Annotated in this window: 11 protein-coding genes and 1 pseudogene; 8 read left to right on the plus strand and 4 right to left on the minus strand. The window is 73.5% G+C overall.

What is annotated here, in order from left to right; translation table 11 throughout:
• On the plus strand, positions 1-785 hold a 785-nt coding region (locus tag D7V97_RS21660; protein ID WP_147444915.1), incomplete at its 5' end, for a CHAP domain-containing protein.
• Between the two features lie 71 nt (positions 786-856).
• A complete protein-coding gene (locus tag D7V97_RS21665; protein ID WP_233583045.1) occupies positions 857-1276 on the plus strand; it encodes a hypothetical protein in 420 nt (139 codons plus the stop codon).
• A 4-nt stretch (positions 1277-1280) separates the two neighbouring features.
• On the opposite strand, the gene bla is transcribed toward D7V97_RS21665, so the two are convergent.
• From bla to D7V97_RS21685, 4 genes are all read right to left on the minus strand, one after another.
• Complete coding sequence (gene bla, locus D7V97_RS21670) at positions 1281-2042, minus strand: subclass B1 metallo-beta-lactamase (protein ID WP_120612560.1); 762 nt, start codon at positions 2040-2042, stop codon at positions 1281-1283.
• Positions 2043-2189: 147 nt separating this feature from the next.
• The gene (locus tag D7V97_RS21675) at positions 2190-2903 is read right to left on the minus strand and encodes a double-CXXCG motif protein (RefSeq protein ID WP_120612561.1); all 714 of its coding nucleotides are present in this window, start codon (positions 2901-2903) and stop codon (positions 2190-2192) included.
• On the minus strand, positions 2904-3608 hold the full coding sequence (locus D7V97_RS21680) for a TIGR02269 family lipoprotein (RefSeq protein ID WP_120612567.1): 705 nt from the start codon (positions 3606-3608) through the stop codon (positions 2904-2906).
• Positions 3609-3639: 31 nt separating this feature from the next.
• A complete protein-coding gene (locus D7V97_RS21685; protein ID WP_255424830.1) occupies positions 3640-6144 on the minus strand; it encodes a protein kinase in 2505 nt (834 codons plus the stop codon).
• Between the two features lie 185 nt (positions 6145-6329).
• Here D7V97_RS21685 and D7V97_RS21690 point away from each other — a divergent pair, with 185 nt between their 5' ends.
• The 6 genes and pseudogenes from D7V97_RS21690 to D7V97_RS21715 form a co-directional block, all read left to right on the plus strand.
• Positions 6330-15869, plus strand: coding sequence for a flagellar hook-length control protein FliK (locus tag D7V97_RS21690; RefSeq protein ID WP_120612563.1), 9540 nt, complete (start codon positions 6330-6332; stop codon positions 15867-15869).
• A gap of 13 nt (positions 15870-15882) precedes the next feature.
• Positions 15883-16491 (plus strand): hypothetical protein, encoded by a 609-nt coding sequence (locus tag D7V97_RS21695; RefSeq protein ID WP_120612564.1) that lies wholly within the window; start codon positions 15883-15885, stop codon positions 16489-16491.
• Positions 16492-16548: 57 nt separating this feature from the next.
• On the plus strand, positions 16549-17244 hold the full coding sequence (queC, locus tag D7V97_RS21700; protein WP_120612565.1) for a 7-cyano-7-deazaguanine synthase QueC: 696 nt from the start codon (positions 16549-16551) through the stop codon (positions 17242-17244).
• Complete coding sequence (gene ddpX / locus D7V97_RS21705) at positions 17244-17894, plus strand: D-alanyl-D-alanine dipeptidase (RefSeq protein WP_199728891.1); 651 nt, start codon at positions 17244-17246, stop codon at positions 17892-17894. Before queC ends, ddpX begins: the two co-directional genes overlap by 1 nt.
• A 97-nt stretch (positions 17895-17991) precedes the next feature.
• A complete protein-coding gene (locus tag D7V97_RS21710) occupies positions 17992-19233 on the plus strand; it encodes a serine/threonine-protein kinase (RefSeq protein WP_120612569.1) in 1242 nt (413 codons plus the stop codon).
• 65 nt (positions 19234-19298) lie between these two features.
• Positions 19299-19591, plus strand: a pseudogene (locus D7V97_RS21715) (alpha/beta hydrolase); the annotation flags it as partial.

The following is a 19591-nucleotide window of genomic DNA, read 5'->3' on the forward strand; positions in this document are numbered from 1 at the left end:
CCGAAACCCCTGCTGCTTCCAGGGCCTCGCCGAGGGTCGCGGCGGTGGGCGCCGAGGGCGCACTGGGCGTGAAGTCGGAGGCCCCGCCTCCCCTGGAATTCGTGACGCCGGAGGGCCGCGACGGACTGGCGGCGCTGATGGAGGCGGACCCCCGCGCGCTGCCGGAGGAGGCGGGGGTCATCGCGGCGGCGCTGGAGGCCGCGGCGCTCTTCACGGGGCCCACGCGAGGCCCGGGTGGCTTCTGGGATGAGCTGTTGCCGCCGCCGTCGAAGCTGGCCCGGGGCATCGTGGCGCGCGCGGCGCAGCTGGTGGGTGCGCGGAGGCTGGACCGCTCGGTGCCCAATGACTGCTCCGGGCTGGTGCGGCTGGCGTACCTGCAGGCCGGCATCGACCTGGTCGCGCACGGCTTCCTCGCGGGGGAGAACGCGGTGACGGGCATCTTCCGGCGCGCGCAGGCGGCGGGCGCGGTGCACCGGTTGAACCCGAGGCCCGGGGACCTGGCGTTCTTCAAGGAGACGTACGACCGCAACCGCGACGGCAAGCGCAACGACGGGATGACGCACATCGCGGTCGTCGAGCGCGTGGATCCGGACGGCACCGTCACGTTCATCCACCGGGGCGGCAAGGGTGTGGCGCGCAGCCACATGAACCTCGCGTTCCCCACGGTGCACCGTCAGGCGAAGGGCACCCTGCTCAACGACTACATCCGACCGGCGAGCAAGGGGCTGCGCGCCTACCTTGCCGGAGAGTTGTTCGTCGCGTTCGCCTCTCCTGGAGGTTTGTAGCCTCACGGCAGTCGTGAAGGCATACGGGGGGCGTGTTTGAATCCGGACGCGGGTGTGGCGTCATCCCGCGCATGAAATTGCCCCTGCTGCTGGGAACCCTGCTGCTCGCTCCGGGATGCATCGTGGCCCGCTCCGGCCCCTCGCGTCCGTCACCTCGCCCGCCACCGCCGTCGCGTCCGGTGGCGATGAGCTACGACGAGGCGGTGCACCGGGGGTTCGACCAGTGTCGCTCCCGCGGGTACCAGTGCGAGTTGCAGGAGGCGCACCTCACCGGGAACAACGTGTGGAAGGTGAAGATGCGCGCCTTCGCGCAGGGGGCGAAGGGGCACCTGCACCTGGACTACGACGCGTACTCGCGCAACCTGATCAAGGTGAACGAGAAGGTGAAGGGCAAGGGCGGCGGTCGGGACGACGACTGGGATGATGACGACGACCGGGGGCATGGCAACGGCAACGGCAAGAAGAAGGGCCATGCCCACCGGGACGACTGACGTTTCAGCGCGAAGCGGCGGGTGGCACTTCGCGCAGCAGGGCTTCGGTGTGGCCGAGCAGCTCCGGTCCTCCGAGGAGGTTGTGGCCGGGCAGGATGACGCGCGCGTCGGGGTAGTGCTGGCGCGCGCGCTGGAGGCTCGAGGGCCAGGCCGCGGTGTCCGCGTCCTCCAGGTTGCCCAGGTCCTTCGCTGACGCGTCCTTGATGAAGCAGCCTCCGTAGAGGACGCCCGTGGCCGGGTGGAAGACGAGGAGGTTGTCGGGCGTGTGGCCGGCGCCGGGGAAGAACACCGACAGCGGCCCGAAGTCCTGCGCATCCGAGAGGCGCTGGCCCGGCACGGGGTTGCCCTGGGCCGCGGCGCGACGCGCGGTGTCCTCGCGGGCGTAGACCGGAATGCCCTGCGCGTCCAACGCGGGGACTCCGCCGGTCCGGTCCATATGGAAGTGCGTCACCAGCGCGGCGCGCACGGGGTGGTGCAGCGTGTCGCGTGCCCAGGTGAGCAGGGCTTCGGCATGACGGGGATTCCAGCCCGTGTCGACGAGGATGGAGGACTCGCCGTCCTCCACGATGAGGCCGTTGGCGGGCGTGCTGCCCCACTTCGTGTCGGCGTTCGTGACGTGCACCCAGACCCCGGGCGCGATGCGACGGATCCGCACGTCCTCCGCGAGCACGGTTTCGTCCGTGGCGGTGGTGGAAGCAACAACGGGAGGAGTGGAGGCGCAGGCTGACAGGAGGAGCAGCAGGACGCAGGCACGCAGTGGAAGCATGGGACTCGGAAGAGGGAAGGGAGGCATGGGAGGGCCCACGCGGATGCAAGGTGCGTGCGAACGGATCCGCGCTGACATGACCTGAACGCAGGGACGAAGGCGCGGGCCCCGTGACACGAAAGCGCGGCCCATGGGCCACACGAGGGACTACGGCGCGTCGATTTCGACGATCCCGACGTCGCTGGGGCCCAGCGCGCGGATCGCTTCCACGAACCGTTCGGTGGCGATGATCAGCGTCACCGCGTTCTCCAGTCGGAAGATGTCGAGGTCGGCAGGCAAGGAGTCCGCATCCAGCCACCGCTGGGAGGGCATCCTGAAGCCCTGCCGCCCGCACGTCGCGCACGGCGGTGGTGTTCCCACGGGAAGACAGGCTTCGTGCAGGCGCCCGATGGGGATCAACTGAAGCTCATGGAGTTGCTGCGGGTCCTTCGTCGGGAAGGAGAGCTCCGCCTGCACCGGGACCAGACCCCGCAGCAGGCCGGCACGGAAGGACGTCAGGGTGTCCTCGCGCAGGAAGATCTCCCAGGAGGGAAAGACGGTGACGGGCCCGAACCGCCCCTGTGCCGTGCCGCGCAAGGGACCGAAGGTGCAACCGGGCTGGAGCATTGCGCCCGGTGGAAGCAGGGGACGGACCTGCTCCGCGAGCCGAGCGTATTCTGCGTAGGGCTCCAACCGAGGCGTCTCGAACGCCTGTCGTTCCGCAAGGCGGGAGAGGTCCACGGCGGGATGGGACAGCACGCCACTCCACTCGACATGGCACGTCGGACACGCCACACCGGGCAGGCCCCACTGCCTCCTCGCGCGAAACTCACCGGTCCAGGGGGTGGCATCCGTGGACTCTCGAAGCTCGAAGTAGCGCATTCAGTCCCTGGGAATGGGTGTGAGGTCGACCCTTTGCCAGTAGGTCATCGTGTAGCCGACGAGGAAGAACTTCTGGATGAGTGCGCCCGCGTACTCGAGGTGTTCGTGCTTCGGGGCTTCGCCGAGGGTGCGCTCGATGAACGCGCGCCATTCGGCGTTCCAGGGGCCGCCGTTCTTCCCCCGGTGGATGCGGGCATGGACCTCCGCGTCGATGGCGAAGACGTAGTCATGCACGTTGATGCCCTTGCGCGCGAAGTAGTCCTGAAAGGCCTGGGGAAAGAGGTGATGCCGCTCCTTCGGCTTTTGTGCCCACTCCTCGTAGGCCCGTTCCCGTTGGAGCTCACTGGGCAGCTTCTCGCGCCGATGCCAGCGGAACACCATGACGGGCAGCGCGTCCCCTGGCAGGCCCTGCGCGCTGCCCCACGTCCTCTGCGCGCCACTGCCCGGCGCGATCAGCACGGGAGGCGTTGGCCCCGTGAACGCGCGGACAAGCCGGCCCGGTGACAGGTCTTCGCATCGATACAGGGCGCACCCGGTGTCGGAGCACACCGGGGACAGACAGACGTCCTCGCCGCTGTCGTCACATTCGTGAGCGCCTTCTGCGGACTCCTCCCAGGCGAGCGCGGTCGGCAGGGGGGGCCGGGAATCCGCCGAAGCGGCACAGCCCAACCACCATGCACACAGGAGCAGGGACACCCAACGCATGATGTTCTCGGAGATCACTGGCGCCGTGGAGCTACGGCGCCGCCTGCGTCTTCTTCTTCAGCTCTTCGACGGCCCGGGTGAACGGCAGCGGATTGCACGGCCGCGTTCCGGCGGGAGGCTTCTCTTTCGCGGCCTCCGCCGCGCGCGTGAGGGCGGGCAGGGCGGAGGGGTTGCCCAGCGCCGCCAGCCGCGTGGCCGCCTTCGTGCGCACGCCGCAATCGGAGGCGTCGAGCGCCGCCGTGTAGAGCCCCACCAGGTCCAGGCCCTCCGTGGCCTGCACCGACTCCAGGTAGCGCAGCGCGCCCCACTGCCTGGGCGACCGCTCCCCTCGCGTCAGGGCCTCGAAGTGCGAGCGCACTGTCTTGGACGGCAGCGTCTCCAGCACCCGGCGCACGGAGCGGTCCTGCTCGTTGTCGCCGAAATCCTCCGCCAGCCCGTCCAACAGCCGCGTGTCCACGCCCGCCCGGCCTTCCTTGTCCAGGTTCAGGAGCAGGGCGTGCTCTTCGTCGTGCGATCCCTGCGCGTGCTTCGCCGCCGCGCGCAGCCGCGTCGCGGGGGCTCCCTTCTGCACGGGCGGCCCGTTCAACTGTTGGAGCGCTTCGGCAGGGCGGCCTTCCTCCAACAACGCGCGCGCCTTCACCAGCGGATCACTCGCATGCACCCACCACGCGATTCCCGCCGTCAGCAGCACCACCGCCGCCACGGCTCCGCCCAGCACGCGGGGCCGCTGGCGCAGCACCGTCACGCCCGCGCCCGCCTTCTGGCCCAGGACCTTCAGCGCCTCCATCCCCGTGCGCAGCTTCGGGCCCAGGCTGCTCAGCGCCTCCAGCGGCGAGCGCCTGGGCGCGGAGTCCCGGAGCCCCAGCGCCTCCGCGAACGGCGGGCCCTCCGCCGCGCGGACGACGCGGTAGAGCTGCACCTGCTCCTCGCGGCCGGGGAGGGGAATGGTGCCGCACGGCTCGGCGGCGGCCTCGGCGCGGTTGCGGACCATGTTCACCGCTTCGGTGAAGGTCACCTCGCCCGCGGCGGCCACGTGCTCCACCGCCTTCACGACCTCCATCGGCTCGCCGAGCACCGAGTCGCTCGTCACCAGCACTTCGCCCGCGTGCAGGCACACGCGCACGTGGAGCTGCTGCTCGGGCGGCACCGTCTGATTGTGCCGCCACAGCGCCTGCTGCATCGCCATGCCGCAGCGCAGGGAGGAGGAGGGCGCCCGGAACACCGCGAGCAACGCGTCGCCGCGCTTCTGCACCAGCTTGCCGTCGTACTCGCGCAGGAGCGGCAGGAGCAGCCGGTCGTGCGTGTCCAGCATCCGCGCGTTCTCCTCGTGCGTCTGCCGGCTCATCCGCTCGGAGAAGCCCTGGATGTCGGTGAGCATCACCGTCACGTTCTGCGGCTTCGCCACCGCCGCGCCGCCCGTTACCGCCCCCATGCTGCCACTCACCCGGGCCGCCGTTCCGAACACCGCCGTGCCCGTGCGCGGCTGGACGGACGGCGCCGTCACCGGGGGCGCTCCCGTCGGTTCCGTCACGCCGAAGGCCGAAGTGCCCGAACCCGGACCGGGCTGCTGCGGCGTCACGCCGAAGGCCGCCGTGCCGGAGGGCTCGCCGCGCAGGACACCCGGAGGCCCGTAGGCCGCCATCCCGCCGGACGGCGTCATGCCCGCGTGGACGATGGGCGTGCCCTGGCTCGGCGTGAACGCCACCAGTGCCGCGTGCGCAATGCCCAGCGCGTCCGCCAGCTCGTTCGCCGTCTGCATCCGCTTCGCCGGATCCTTGTCGAGCAGCCGCATCACCAGCGAGAGCAGCCCCACGTAGCGCGACAGCTGCGGCGCCGCGCGCTCCAGGGGCAGCGGCGCGTGCGAGGCATGCTGCGACAGGAAGTGGCGCGGCGACGGCCCGTCGAACGGCAGCCGCCCGGACAGCACGCGGTAGGCCAGCACGCCGAAGGAGTACAGGTCGCTGCGCGTGTCCACCTTCGCGCCCATGGCCTGTTCCGGGGACAGGTACTCCGGCGTGCCCAGCACCACGCCAATCTGGCTGAGCGCGCTGTTGGCGTCCGGCTCCACCAGCCTCGCGATGCCGAAGTCCAGCAGGCGCGCCTGTTCGCCGCGCACGCTGGGGGAGATGAAGACGTTCTCCGGCTTCAGGTCGCGGTGGATGATCCCCTTCTCGTGGATGGCCGCCAGCCCCTCCGCCAGCTGCTGCAGCAGCGACAGCGCCCGGGGCGCTGGCAACGGCCCCTGGAGGAGCGCGTCGTAGAGGCTCTGCCCCTCCACGAACTCCATCACCAGACAGGCGGCGTCGCCGGACTCGCCGAAGTCCACGATGCGCACCACCGACGGGTGCTCCACGGCGGACAGCAGGCGGGCTTCGCGCTTGAAGCGCTCGGCCATGCCGGGCTGGGCGTGCAGGTCGTGGTGGAGGACCTTGATGGCGACCTTGCGGCCCAGGGACACCTGCTCGCCCAGGTACACCTCACCCATGCCCCCGGACCCCAGGGGTCCGAGGACCCGGAAACGACCATCGAGGACCAGGGCGTCGGGGACCAGCACGGCGCGGCATCTTGCACGGCTTCCGCCTGCCGCGCATGGCGTTCGTCGCCAGGAAGATCAGGAAAACCACCTGGGTGCCCGGCGCCCCGCCGCCTGCCGTGCGAGCGGGGGGATTGTCCAAAATTTCGGGGGCTTAGGGGTCATGGTAGCCTCTCCCCCCTCCGAAGATGGCCACCGATAGCGAGTCCCCCAAGTCCGCCGCCCCGTCGGGCGCCGCCCCCGAGCTTCGCCTGTTGGATCGGCGCGCGTTCGTGGGCTTTCCGGCATTGGAGGTGCAGCCCGGCCTGCGCATCTCCGACTTCGCGCTCCAGATTCCGGACGTCAGCTTCCCGTTCAACGTCAGCGCGGGCGCCACGCGCTACCAGCGCAAGAAGCTGCTCTTCGGCTTCCTGGAGCTGTCGGTCGACGCGGACCTCATCACGCGCAAGGTGGCGGAGCTGGCGGGACGGCTCGCTGGCGTGGAGGAACTGCGGCTGCACTTCCGCCCCGGCTACCTGGAGGGCCAGGGACGGCTGCCCGCGCCGGAGCGCACGCCGTTCACGTTCAAGATCGCCTTCGACGCGGACGGGGACCGGCTGGCCGTCTACGTCTACGACGTGCGCCTCTACGGCTTCTCCGCCACGCCGTCGGTGCAACTGCCGGGGCTGCTGTCCACGGCGGTGGGCGCGCTGGGGCTCTTGCCGGACGTGGAGGTGCGGGGCGCCACCGGCTTCTCCACCCGCGTGCTGCCCGCCCTGTGCGAGCGCGCCGCGCTGAGCCGGGGCTACAAGGTGCCCACGCTGGACACCGCGCGCCTGTCCGCCGCGGAGGTCTCCAGCACCGGCCTGCGGCTGCGCTTCGCCGCCGGAGGGCTGCCGCCGCCCGCCGCGCCGGACGAGGAGCTGATGCTGGCGCTGGAGGGCGCGCGGGCCTTCGCGGATGCGGAGAACCTCGTCGCGCAGGGGCGGCTCGCCGAGGCCCGGCAGGCGTACCTCCAGGCCGGAGATGCGCAGGACGCGCACCCCTTCGCGGCCGAACGCCTGCTGGCGCTGCTGGTGGCGGATCCGCAGGCGCACGACCTGGCCCTGGACGTGGCGGCCACGCTCCTGCGCCGTCGCGACCGCAGCCCTGCGGCGCTGTGGGGCGAGGCCGTGGTGCGCGAGCGCCGGGGTGAGGGTGCCCGCGCGGCGGAGCGCTACCTCGCGCTGTGCGCGCTGGCCCGCCGCACGTCGGAAGAGGCCGCCGCGTTCTTCGCCGCCGAGGCCGCCGCGCGCTCGTCACGCGACACCGCGCCCCAGGTGGCGGTGAAGGCGCTGCACGAGCTGCTGGGGCTCAAGCCGGACCACCTGCCGTCGCTCAAGGCCCTGGCGCGCGCGTCGGATCAGGCCCGCGACAGGGCAGGGGCGGTGCGGGCGTACCGGCGGCTCGCGGCCCTGGCGCGCGACCCGTTGGAGGCCGCGGACGCGCACGTGCACCTGGCGCGGCTGTGCGCGCAGACGGAGGACGACATCGCGGGGGCGCGGCTGCACTGCGAGGCCGCGCTGCGCCTGTCGCCGGATCAACCGGACGCGCTGCTGCTGCTGGGCGAGCTGTGCCACCGCGGCGGCGAGCACCTGCGCGCGCTGAAGGCGCTGGACCGGCTGCGTGAAGTGTCCATGGCGCGCCATGAGCTGGACCGCGTGGGACAGGCGGACCTGCTCGCGGGCCGGGTGTGGGAAGAGGGGCTGAAGCAGCCGGAGAACGCGCTCTTGCGCTACCGCGAGGCGGTGTCGCTGCTGCCCGGTGAACCCGAGCCGCTGTTCGCCTCCGCGCGCGTGGCGGAAGGGCTGGGGCGCTTGCAGGAGGCCCTGAGCGGCTACCAGCAGGCGCTGGAACTCGCAGGCCCCGCGCCGCGTTCCGAGGGCATCCGTCACGCCGCGCACGAGAGCCATCACGCGCTGGCGCGGCTCTCTCGCACGCGGCTGGGCGACCCTGCGCGGGCGCGCGAGCACCTGGAGGCCGCGCTCGCGTTGGATCCGCGCGACGCGGTGGCGCTGGACGAGCTGATTCCATACTTCCGCGTCACCGGCCGCTCGCAGGAGCTGGCCGAGGCGCTGGAGAAGGCCGCCGCCCTCAAGGAGGAACCGAAGGCGCGCGCGGCGCTGTGGGCCGAGGCGGGCGAGCTGTACCGGGGCAAGCTCCAGCAGCCGGACAAGGCGGACAAGCTGCTCACGCTCGCGCTGGAGGCGGATGGCGACCACCGCCCCGCGCTGGAGTCGCTGCTCGCGCTCGCCGAGGCCCGTCGCGATGGCGCGCAGCTCACCCGCTGCCTCGCGGCGCTGGCGCGGCTGACGCCGGAGCCGAAGGAGCGCGCGCAGAAGTACCGCCGCCTCGCGGTGGCCGCGCGCGACCTCGCCTTCGACCTGGACCTCGCCGTGCACGCGTTGCAGGAAGTGCTGCGCGCGGAGCCGGACGACCTGCCGGCGCTGGGCGAGCTGTGCGCGCTGCAGCGCAAGCGCGCGGACCTGGCCGGGCTCGCGACCGCGCTGGAGGCCCGCGCGCGCGTGGCCGAAGCGCAGGGCGACAAGCGGCTCGCGGCGGCGGCGCTGCGTGAGCTGGCCGGCGTGCTGGAGGCGCGGCTGGGACGCGTAGGCGACGCACTGGTGGCGCTGGAGAAGGCGGCGCGGCTGGCCCCGGACGCGGCGGTGCTGCTGGACCTGGCGGACCTGAGCCTGCGCTGCGAGCGGCCCGAACACGCGCGGCGCGCACTGGAGTCGCTGCTGGCCATGCTGCCGCGCACCGCGGCGCCGGAGAAGCTGGCGGACGTGCGCGCGCGGCTGGGTCGGGCGTGCGAGCTGCTGGGAGACCGCGAGGGCGCCATCGCCGCTTATGCGCAGGCCTTCCCGCTGCGCCGGCTGGACGACGTGCTCGCCACGCGGCTGGAGGCCCTCTACACGGAGGCCGGTGAGACACAGGCGCTGGCGGAGCTGTGGGCCACGCGCGCGCAGGCGCTCGCGGGCGCCGACCGTGCGGAAGAAGCCGCGCCGCTGTTCCTCCAGAGCGCGCGCGCCCTGCTGGAGCGCGGGGAGAAGTCCTCCGCGCTGATGCGCCTGTCCTCCGCGCTGGAGGCGAGCCCCGAGGGCCCGCTGGCCGCCGAGGTCCTGGAGGCGTTGGCCGAGCTGGAGCTGGAGCGCGGCGAGAAGCTGGAGGCGGCGCGGCTGTACGCGCGGCGGGCCTCGTTGGTGCCGGACGCGCGAGCCGGTGCGAAGCTGCTCTTCCGCGCGTCGCTGCTGGCCACGGGCACGAGCCGCGAGGAGGCCTTCCTCGCGGAGGCGCTGGAGCGCGATGCGACCTTCGCCCCCGCGCGCATCCGCCGGGGCGAGCTGCGACTGACGCCGGATGCCCGCGCCGCGCTGGAGGACTTCGAGGCGGTGCTGGCCCTGCCGCCCGCCGACGCGGATGCACCGCGCGAGGCGGAGCGCGTGGCCCTCACGCGCAAGGCCGCCACCGCCGCCGTGCGCGCGAACCGCACGGACGCGGCCCGCCGCCTGCTCGCGGAGTTCTGCGCGCGCACGCCGGAGGACCTGGACGCGCGGCTGGAGCTGGCCGCGCTGCACCGCAAGGCTGGAGCGCGCGAGGCCCTGGCGGACCTGCTGGTGGAGCTGTGGCCGCGCCTCGCGGGAGACGCCCGCCGTCAGGCCCGCCGCGAGCTGGCCGAGCTGTGTCTGTCATTGGGCCGGGCGAGCGCCGCGGCGGACTCGCTGCGCAGCCTGCTGGCGGAGGAGTCGCAGGACGCGTGGGCGGCGCAGGCGCTGCTGGAGCTGCTGCCCCCGCCGGGCACGGGCACCGCGGACGAAGAGGCGGAGCGACTGGAGCTGCTGGGCACGCTGGTGTCCGCCGCGTCCGGAGAGGCCCGCGCCGAACTGCTCGCGCGCCGCGCCGCGCTGCACCGGAGCGCCGGTCGAGTCGGGCCCGCGCGGGATGACGGCGCGCAGGCCGCGAAGCTGTCGCGCAAGCCCGCGCCGCTGCTGTTGATGCTCGCGGAGCTGGCGCGCGAGGCGGCGGATGCGCCCGCGGAGCTGGATGCGTGGCGCCGCGCCGTGGCAGCGGATGCGACCCTCGGCGCCCGCGCCCGTGAGCGGCTGCTGACGCTCGCCACCGTGCTGCTGGAGAAGGACGAGCGCGCCTCCGCTGGGGACGCCCTGCGCGCCGCCATCGCGCTGGAGCTGCCCGCCGATGCGCGGTGTGATGCCTTCTTCGCGCTCGCGGAGCTGGCCCGCCGTGAGGGCAAGCCCGCGGAAGAGGCCGCCGCGCTCGCCGAAGCCGCGCGCCAGGGTCCCATCGCGCGCCGCGTGGAAGCGCTCCAGCTGCGCGCCACGTTGCTGGAGGGGCAGGGCGACCGCGAGGCCGCCGCGAGCGACCTGGAGGCCGCGCTCCTCCTCGCGCCCCGCCACGAGGAGGCGACGCACGCGTTGCAGCGTGTGCTGCGCGACCTGGAGGACTGGGCACGGCTCGCGGAGCTGCTCGCCGCCGAGGCCCCGCACGCTTCGCCCACCGTCGCGGCGACGCTGTACGCGCAGCTCGCGAGCCTCTACCTCGACCGGCTGGGCCAGAGCGCGCCCGCCGAGGCCGCGCTGCGACAGGCGCTGCGGCTGACCCCGGGCGATGGAGTGGTGCGCCGTCGGCTGGTGTCGCTGGTGGCCGGTCGCGGCGAGCTGCTGGAGGCCGCGGGGCTGCTGGAGGCCGCGGCGGAGGACGCGGAGCCCGCCGAGGCCGCATCGCTGCTGCGAGAAGGCGTCACGTACGCGCGGCAGGCGCAGGAGTTGGACCGTGCGCTGACCCTCGCGCGAAGGGCGCATGCCCGTGTGCCCGCGCGGGGCGAGGACCTGTCCACGCTGGCGGAGCTGCTCTACCTGCGCGGCGCGGTGCGCGAAGCCCTTCCGTTGCAGGAGGCCCTGGTCGCGGCGGCGGACTTCCGCGCGGCCCCGGAGGCGGCGGAGGCCGTGTCCCTGCGGCTGGGCGAGCTGGCGGAACAGTCCGGCGACGTGAAGCGCGCGGTGGCCGCGTACCGCCACCTGCTCACACAGCGTCCGCTGAGCGAGCGCGCCGTCGAACGGCTCGCCGCGCTGCTGGAGAAGGATGATCCGCGAGGCGCCTTCGAGGTGCGCGTCGCCCACGCGCGAGTGCTCGCGCCCTCCGAGGCCACCGTCACGCGGTTGGTGACGCTGGCGGAGCGCGCACGCGAAGCGCTGGCGGACGCGGGCATCGCGGCGTCGCTCCTGTCGCATGCGGCGCAGATGGCGAAGGAGCCCCTGCCGCTGCGCCGTCGGCTGGCCGCGCTCTACCGGGACACGGGCCGCTCGACGGAGCTGCTGGCCGAGCTTCAACACGTGGCCGCGCTCAGCCTCCAGGCCGGGGACGTGGACGCGGCGCTCGCGGCCTACGACGAAGAGGCGCGGCTCGCGGAGGTGTTGGGCCGCGCGGACGAAGCGCTGCGCTCACTGGCCAATGCCCGCGACCTCCTCGCCTCCGAGGACCGTCGCGCCGAAGCCGCCGCCTGTGAGCGTCGCCGCGCGGAGCTGCTGCGCGACGTGAAGCTGGACCTGAACGCGGCCGAAGAGTCCCTGGAGCGCGCCTTCGGGTTCGCCGAGGAGTTGGACACGGCCCGCCTGGGCGCGGCCCTGGCCGAGCGCCGCGACGACGCGTCCGCCGAAGCGCGCTGGTGGGAGCGAGCGCTGCCCCGGCTGACGGGCACGAAGCAGGGCGCGGCGGTGCTGTTGCGGCTCGCGCGCCTGAACCTGGGTGAGCTCGCGGACGCGCCGAAGGCCGAGGGCTTCCTGCGGCAGGCGCTGCGTCAGGACCGCGCGCTCGCGGAAGCCGAAGGGCTGCTCGCGGAGCTGCTGGAGCGCGACGGTCGGCTCGCGGAGCTGGCCGCCTGGTACGAGGAGTGCGCGGAGGCCGAAACCGACGTCGACCGTCACGCGGCGCTGCTCTACCGGGCCGCGGTTCTCTACCGCGACCGCGCGAACAAGCCGGAGGCCGCCGCCGCCGCGCTCATCGCCGCGCGCGCCGCGAAGCCGGACGACCTGGACCTCACCGCGCAGGCCGCGGAGCTGCTGCACCAGGTGCGACGCCCCGCGGATGCCGCCGAGTTCGACGCCATCCTCCTGGAGGCCGACCCCTTCCGGGAGCCCGTCTTCACGCGCCACCGCGCCTTCCTGGAGGAGAGCGGAGAGCGGCAGGCCCTGGCCGAGCTGATGCTCCGCCGCGCCGAGCGCCAGACGCCCGCCGAGGCCGCGACCAGCTACCTCGCCGCCGCGAGTGCCTTCCGCGACGGCGGTGCCCGCGAGCGCGCCATCCTCTGCGAGGACCGCGCGTTCGAGCTGGATCCCGCCAACGCCGAAGCCTTCGTGCACGTGCGTGAGCGCGCGGCCGGAGACGTGCGCCGACTGGCGGATCTGCTGGGCCAGCGCGCCGAGGCCGTGTCGCCGTCGGAAGCACTGCCCCTGCTGCGCGAGCGGGCCCAGCGCCTGCTGGACGCGGGCGAAGCCCTCAAGGCCGCCGAGGCCTTTGACGACTACCTGAGCCGCGCGGGCGGCGACGTGGATGCGCTCTGCGCGCGCGCCGAGCTCGCCGCCCAGGGTGGAGGCCCCGCCGCCGCGCAGCCGTACGACCGTCGCGTGCTCGCGCTGGGCGGGGACTCGCTGCCGGTGCCGGTGCTGGTGCGCACGTGGCTGCGGTTGGGCCATGCGTCGCTCGCGTCGGGCGCCTTCCACGACGCGGCGGACGCGTTCGAAGCCGTGGTGTCGCTGGAGCCGGAGGGCGCGCGCGGCGGTGAAGCGCTGTCGCTTCTGGCCGAGGTGCACTCGCGCACGGGCAACGGCCCCGGGCTGTACCGGGCCTCGTTGCAGCTCGCGCGTCGGGCCGAGGACTCCGCGACGGAGGAGGTGCTGCTGCGCCGCGCGGCGGACCTCTTCGATGATCCGCGCGAGGCCATCGACGCGCTGGTGCCGCTGGCCCGGCTGCGCCCCGCGGACGCGAATGTCATTGACCGCGCGGTGGAGGGCCTGCGCGCCCTGGGCCGTCACGGCGACCTGCTGGGCATCTACGAGGTCGGCGCGGAGGCCGCGGGAGGCGCGCGCGCCGCGGAGCTGCTGCTCGCCGCCGCGTCCGTCGCGAACGACTCGCTGTCGGACGCGGACACGGCCTGGGCCCTCACGCAGCGCGCGGCGGAAGCGGATCCGGAGAACCCGGCCGCCCTGCGCGCGTTGGTGGAAGGGCTGCGCACGCGCAAGCTGTCGGAGGCCCTGCTCGCAGCGCTGGAGCGGCTGGTCCCCCGCACGGACGACGCGGACGAAGCCGCCGTGCTCCGGCTGGAATTGGCCGGGCTCGCGCGAGACGCGGGCCGCGAGGACGCCGCCCGCGAAGCACTCGAAGCCGTGGTGGCGCGCGGTCCCTCCGGGGCCGGCTATGCCGACGCCCTGGAAGCGCTGGAGCCGCTGCTGGGTGAAGCCCACGCACGCCGCGCCGAGGTGCGCGTGGCCCGCGCGGAGCTCGTGTCGGGCGAGCAGCGGGTGTCACTGCTGGTGGCCGCCGCCCGCGCCTTCGAGAAGGCAGGCCTGCTGGAAGAGGCGCTGAAGGCCGCGAAGGCCGCCGTCGCCACCGAACCGGATCTGCGCGCGGCGCTGCTGGTCGCGCACCTGTACCGGGCCTCGGGAGACGCGCCCCGCGCGGCCCGCGCGCTGTTGCAGGCCGCACGCCTGGCCGCGCCCGAAGAGCGTCCGCCGCTGCTGCTGGAGGCCGCGGGCCTCTGGGAGAAGGCCGGCGACATGGGCGAGTCGCTGGAGGTCATCGAGCGCATCGCCACCGACGCGCCGGACATGCTCTCCCCGGGGGAGCTGGCCGAACGCTTCGCCCGCCTGGGCGCCTTCGCGCGCGCCCTGGACGTGGGCTTCGCGCCCGCCATGGCCGCGGGCGAGTACACCGACGCGCTGGCCATGGCCGCGCAGGCCGGCGACGTCCCCCGCACGCGCGTGGCCCTCTGGGCCCTGGTCGCGATGCCGGACGCGGATCCGGCCCACGCGGGCGCCCTCGCGGACGGGCTGCGCGAGGACTCCGAATGGGAAGGGCTGCTGGAGCTGGCCGCCCTGTCCTACGAGCGCGACGCGGTCTTCGCCGTGGCCCTGCGCGACGAGGTGCTGCGCGCGCGCCCGGCCCCCGTGGTCGCGCGCCTCCGCGCCCTGGACGAGCTGGGCGCGGATCCAAACCTCGCCGCGAGGCTGATGCTGCTGTTGCCGGAGCTGGGCCTGGAGCCCGAGGCGCTGGCCGAAGCGGTGCTCGCCCGCGTGCGCGCGCTGCCAGGACCCGCGCGCGTGCAATCGCTGGCCTTCGCCGCGGACGGCTGGCCCGCGCGCCGCGAGGAGCTGCTGCGCGAGCGCTACGCCCTGGAGCTCGAACTCGGCCAGCGGGAGTCCGCGGAGCGCACGCTGGCGCTGCTCGCGCAGGACACCGTCGACGTGAAGGCGCGCGCGCTGCTGCACCTGGAGCGCGGTGAGCTGTTGCAGGGCCCCCTGGAGCAGCCCGCCGAGGCGCGCGAGGCCTTCCAGGAAGCCCTCTCCGACGATCCGGACAGCCTCGCCGCCGTGCGGTCGCTGCTCGCGCTGGTGGACGAGGCGCGCGAGGCCCCGGTGTTCCTCGCGCTGGCGGACACCCTGGCGAGGCTCGACGGCCCCGACGCGTGGACGCCGTACCGCGAGCGGCTGGCGGACGCCTTCGAGGCCCAGGAGCGCTACGCGGAAGCCGCCGCGCAGCTGGAGCAGCTCCCGGACACGGACGAGCGGCTCGCCCGCCGGGTGCGCTTCGCCGAAGCGCGCGGCCTCGTGGGCGAAGCGCTGCGGCTGCGCGAGCGCCTCACTCACGAACCCGCGGAGCTGGAAGTCATCCTGCGCGGCTACCTGGACGCCCAGCTCGTGGGCCCCGCGGTGCGCCTCACGGAGCGGCTGGCGGAAGGCAACCACCTCACGCCGGAGCTGACGCGCTGGGTGACCGAGCGCCTGTCGTCGTCCCCGGATGGCGCCGCGCTCGCGGTGCGCTTCTGGCCGGCGCTCCTGCGCCAGAAGTGGCCGGACGTGGACGGCTGGACGCTGTACGCGGAAGCGCTGCACGCCCTGGGCCGCGCGGACGCCGCCGAGCGCACGGATGGCATTGGCGCAGCGCTCGTCTCCAGCGACGCCCCCGCGCCGCGCGCTCCCGTGTCCGCGCTGATCCGCGCCACGCAGACCTTCCAGCACCCGGAGCCGGACGGCCTGGTGCCGGTGACGGGCGAGAGCCTGGCGCGCCTGCACGTCGCGCTGAGGCCGGTGCTCGCGTCGCTGGGCGCGGAGGCCGTGCGCCTGTCCGTCGAACCACGCGGCGGCGTGGAGGCGTACCTCACGTCGCCGGACGCGCTGGTGCTGGGCGCGGGCGCGCTGGGGTGCTTCGGCGCGGTGGAGCTGGGCTGGCTGTGCGCGCTGGCGCTGGCGCTGGGCGACGCGGGCGTGCAGCTCACCCGTCCCGGCACGGTGCTGGCGTGGGAGGCCGCGGCGGTGGCGGCCTGGCGCGCGATGCCGGCGTCGCTGGCGGCGGGCCGCGTGCTGGCGCAACTGGATGCCGACTCGCGCGGCGGCGACCCTACAGGCGTGGAGGTGGGCGCGGTGCTCGCTCGCAGCGAAGCCTTCCACCAACTGGCCCTGGCCTCGCTGGACGTCTAACCTCGGGGACGACATGCACCTGAAGCGACTCGCACTGGCGCTCTTCCCCGCGGCGGCCCTGGCCGTGGCGGCGGGTTGTTTCTCCGACCCCGTGTACCCGGGCAACCAGGTGCTGGGCTCGTTCCGCTTCCAGGCGAAGCTGGACGCGGCGCGCACCACCTGCGACGCGGGCTCGCGCGACTTCGCGCAGCTGGACGACGCGGGCGTCTTCTATTTCGAGGGCACCTTCTCGCGCGACACCGACGCGGGCACGGGCTTCCTCACCGTGCTCGGCTTCGCGCGCGACGCGGGCTACACCGGCCAGAGCGTCAGCTCCACCCACCGCGCCACCGCGCCGCGCGCCTCGTGCGGCACCGGCTGCGAGGACTCCGAAATCGAGGAGGCGCTGAACGTCATGCTCCTGAGCGACAGCCAGTCGCGCAACGTGGCGCGCGACTGCACGCGCCTGGACGGAGGCGTCCCCGAGGGCGACATCCCCGCCCCCACGGAGAACGGCTACGACGTGTCGCTCGCGTGCGGCACGCTCACGGACGTCTTCCTGCCGGGCAAGGGTGCGACCTGCAAGTGCCAGCCGGCCACCTGCACCACCGTGTACACGGTGCGCGGCGACCGGCAGGACTGAAGCCCCCGGAGCACCGCCCCGTCGTGTAACGTGCGCCGCCCCGAAGTGGAGGATGGCATGGCGAAGCGTGCGGTGGTGCTCCTGTCCGGCGGACTGGATTCGACGACCTGTGTGGCGATGGCGAAGGCGGACGGCTTCGAGCCGGTGTGCCTGTCCATCGCCTACGGCCAGCGCCACACGGTGGAGCTGGAGCGCGCGCGCAAGGTGGCGCAGGCGATGGGCGTGCGCGACGTGCGCGTGGTGAACGTGGACCTGCGGCAGATTGGGGGCTCGGCCCTCACGGACGACATCCCGGTGCCCAAGGACCGCACCGAGGACGCCATGTCCCACGACGTCCCCATCACCTACGTGCCCGCGCGCAACGCGCTGTTCCTCTCGCTGGCGCTGGGGCTCGCGGAGGTGGTGGGCGCCACCGACCTCTACATCGGCGTCAACGCGGTGGACTACAGCGGCTACCCCGACTGCCGCCCGGAGTTCATCCGCTCCTTCGAGGCCATGGCCCAACTGGCCACCAAGGCGGGCGTGGAGGGCGCGCGCTTCCAGGTGCACGCGCCGCTCTCCGGCCTCACCAAGGCGCAGATCATCCAGGCCGGCGTGAAGCTGGGCGTGGACTACGGCATGACGCTCTCCTGCTACGACCCGGATCCCCAGGGCCGCGCCTGTGGCCACTGCGACAGCTGCCTGCTGCGCGCGAAGGGCTTCCAGGAAGCCGGCGTGGCGGACCCGACGACCTACGTGGAAGGGGTGCGGTGATGCGGACGACGACGCGACTCGCGCTGGCCGTCATGCTCCTGGGAAGCGCTACGGCCCTGGCCGACGACGCGAAGCCGAAGCCGAAGGCCGCCGCGCCGAAGGTGGAGCTGGTGGACGCGACCACCGTCATCCCGGACCTGGTGCTCGACCTGCGCTACGCGACGAAGGACAACTTCCTCAAGCGGCAGGTGTACCCGGACGGCGCACGGTGTCTGTTGTTGCCGGACTCGGTGAAGCGCCTGAAACAGGCCGCGGACGTGCTGCGCCCCCAGGGTTACCGGCTGAAGGTCTATGACTGCTACCGCCCGCGCGCGGTGCAGTACGAGATGTGGAAGATATTGCCCAAGCCCGGCTACGTGGCGGATCCGCGCAAGGGCTCCAACCACAACCGGGGCGGCGCGGTGGACCTGACGCTGGCGACGGCCGACGGGGGCGAGGTGGAGATGCCCACCGCCTTCGACGACTTCACCCCCTCCGCGCACCACGGCTACAGGGGTGGCACCCCCGCCTCGCGCGAACACCGGGAGCTGCTGCGCCAGGCGATGGAGGGCGCGGGCTTCCAGCGCAACAAGATGGAGTGGTGGCATTACGACCTGCCCGGCGCTACGAAATTGCCGGTGCTCGACGTGCCCTTCACCCCGGCGAACTGACGCCTGGTCGGCCGCCGGCCCAGTGGTTTCGCGCGGTTGCGTCATGGACTGCGCGTAGGTGGGCGCGCGCACGCTGTGCCTGCTATTCCTGGCGCCCATGAGGCAAACGCTCGCGGTCGGCCTGGAAAACACGCTCATCTCTCCGTCGTCCCGCTCGGAGGGGGCCCCGACGCTCACGCCGGGAGCCTCGACCTCCAGCCGCCGGAACACGGTGCTGCCCCGGGTGGAGTGGACGGGCGCGCAGCCCAGCGTGGTGCCCCTGCAACGCGAGCGTTTCGAGGAAGTGCGCCCGCTGGGCCAGGGCGGCATGGGCGAAGTGGTGTTGATCCGCGACCACGACATCGAGCGGGAGGTCGCGCTCAAGCGGCTGCCGCCGGGCGCGGACCTGGACCGGGTGCTGCGCTTCGTGGAGGAGATCCGCACCGTGGGCACGCTGGACCACCCGAACATCGTGCCGGTGCACGACGTGGGCGTGGATGAGCAGGGCCGCTACTTCTTCATGATGAAGCACCTGCAGGGCGAGACGCTGGAGTCCATCATCGCCCGCCTGCGCGCCGCGGACCTGAACGCGCTGCTGCGCTATCCGTTCCAGGTGCGGGTGCAGATCTTCATGGGCGTGCTGCACGCGCTGTCGTACGCGCACGGCAAGGGCTTCATCCACCGCGACCTGAAGCCCGCGAACATCATGGTCGGGCCCTTCGGTGAAGTGACCGTGCTGGACTGGGGCCTCGCGCGCAGGGTGGGCGCCGCCGCCTCCACGCCGGCCTCCCCCGGAGGCGCCACGTCGGCGGAGCTCGCGCAGGCCCGGCCGCTCCACACGGAGCTGGGCTCCGTGGTGGGCACGCCGCTCTATATGTCCCCGGAGCAGGCGCGCGGCGAGCACGACACGATGGACGCGCGCAGCGACATCTACAGCCTGTCGGTGCTCTTCCACGAGCTGCTCGGCCTCACGCACTACCTGGAGGGGCTCACGTCGGTGCCGGAGATCATGAAGGCCGTGCAGACCCGCGAACTCACCCTGTCCCCCATGCACCTCAACAGCCCGCAGGGCCCGGTGCCCGCGGAGTTGATGTGGTTCGTGGCGAAGGGGATGAGCAAGGACCCCGCGCAGCGCTACACGTCGGCGGACGACATGCTGCTCCAGTTGCAGGCCGCGCAGGAGGGCCGCATCCACGTGCAGTGCCAGCGCACGTTCCTGAAGAAGACCTTCCACCAGGGCCTGCGCGCCTCGGACCGCAACCCCATGGCCATCACGGTGGCCGCGCTGGTGGGCGCGGGGCTGGTGGTTGCCTCCGCGGTGCACCTGGGCATGTCGTTCTTCGCGACGATGCTGCACTGACACGGACAGCTCGCGGCTTCCAGGAAGCGCACCCGAAGCCGCGCGCGGTGTGATGGACTGGCGGCGTGAAACGTCCCCGCCGCCCGCTCATGGCCGTCCTCTTCATCTTCGGCATGCTGTACTTCGCGCTGTGCGCGCTCGCCTTCGCCGCGCAGGGCGCCCTCATCTACCCCGCGCCCCACACCTCGCCCGACGCGCTCCGGCAGCATCCCGGCTTCGGGCGGGTGGCGCTGGCCGCGGGGCTCGAGGTGGACACCTTCTACCTGCCCGCGCCGCCGGGAGCGCCCACGGTGGTGCACTTCCACGGCAACGGCGAGCACCTCCTGTCGCAGGTGGGGCTGGGCCAGGGGTTGGGGGA

The sequence above is a fragment of the Corallococcus sp. CA053C genome (assembly GCF_003611675.1).
Classification (GTDB): Bacteria; Myxococcota; Myxococcia; order Myxococcales; family Myxococcaceae; genus Corallococcus.

Bases quoted from the DNA above. Each gene is read 5' to 3' on its own strand.
- ddpX (WP_199728891.1), top strand. From the start codon at position 17,244: ATGCGGACGACGACGCGACTCGCGCTGGCCGTCATGCTCCTGGGAAGC.
- D7V97_RS21680 (WP_120612567.1), bottom strand. From the start codon at position 3,608: ATGCGTTGGGTGTCCCTGCTCCTGTGTGCATGGTGGTTGGGCTGTGCC.
- D7V97_RS21675 (WP_120612561.1), bottom strand. From the start codon at position 2,903: ATGCGCTACTTCGAGCTTCGAGAGTCCACGGATGCCACCCCCTGGACC.
- D7V97_RS21710 (WP_120612569.1), top strand. From the start codon at position 17,992: ATGAGGCAAACGCTCGCGGTCGGCCTGGAAAACACGCTCATCTCTCCG.
- bla (WP_120612560.1), bottom strand. From the start codon at position 2,042: ATGCTTCCACTGCGTGCCTGCGTCCTGCTGCTCCTCCTGTCAGCCTGC.
- D7V97_RS21690 (WP_120612563.1), top strand. From the start codon at position 6,330: ATGGCCACCGATAGCGAGTCCCCCAAGTCCGCCGCCCCGTCGGGCGCC.
- queC (WP_120612565.1), top strand. From the start codon at position 16,549: ATGGCGAAGCGTGCGGTGGTGCTCCTGTCCGGCGGACTGGATTCGACG.
- D7V97_RS21695 (WP_120612564.1), top strand. From the start codon at position 15,883: ATGCACCTGAAGCGACTCGCACTGGCGCTCTTCCCCGCGGCGGCCCTG.
- D7V97_RS21665 (WP_233583045.1), top strand. From the start codon at position 857: ATGAAATTGCCCCTGCTGCTGGGAACCCTGCTGCTCGCTCCGGGATGC.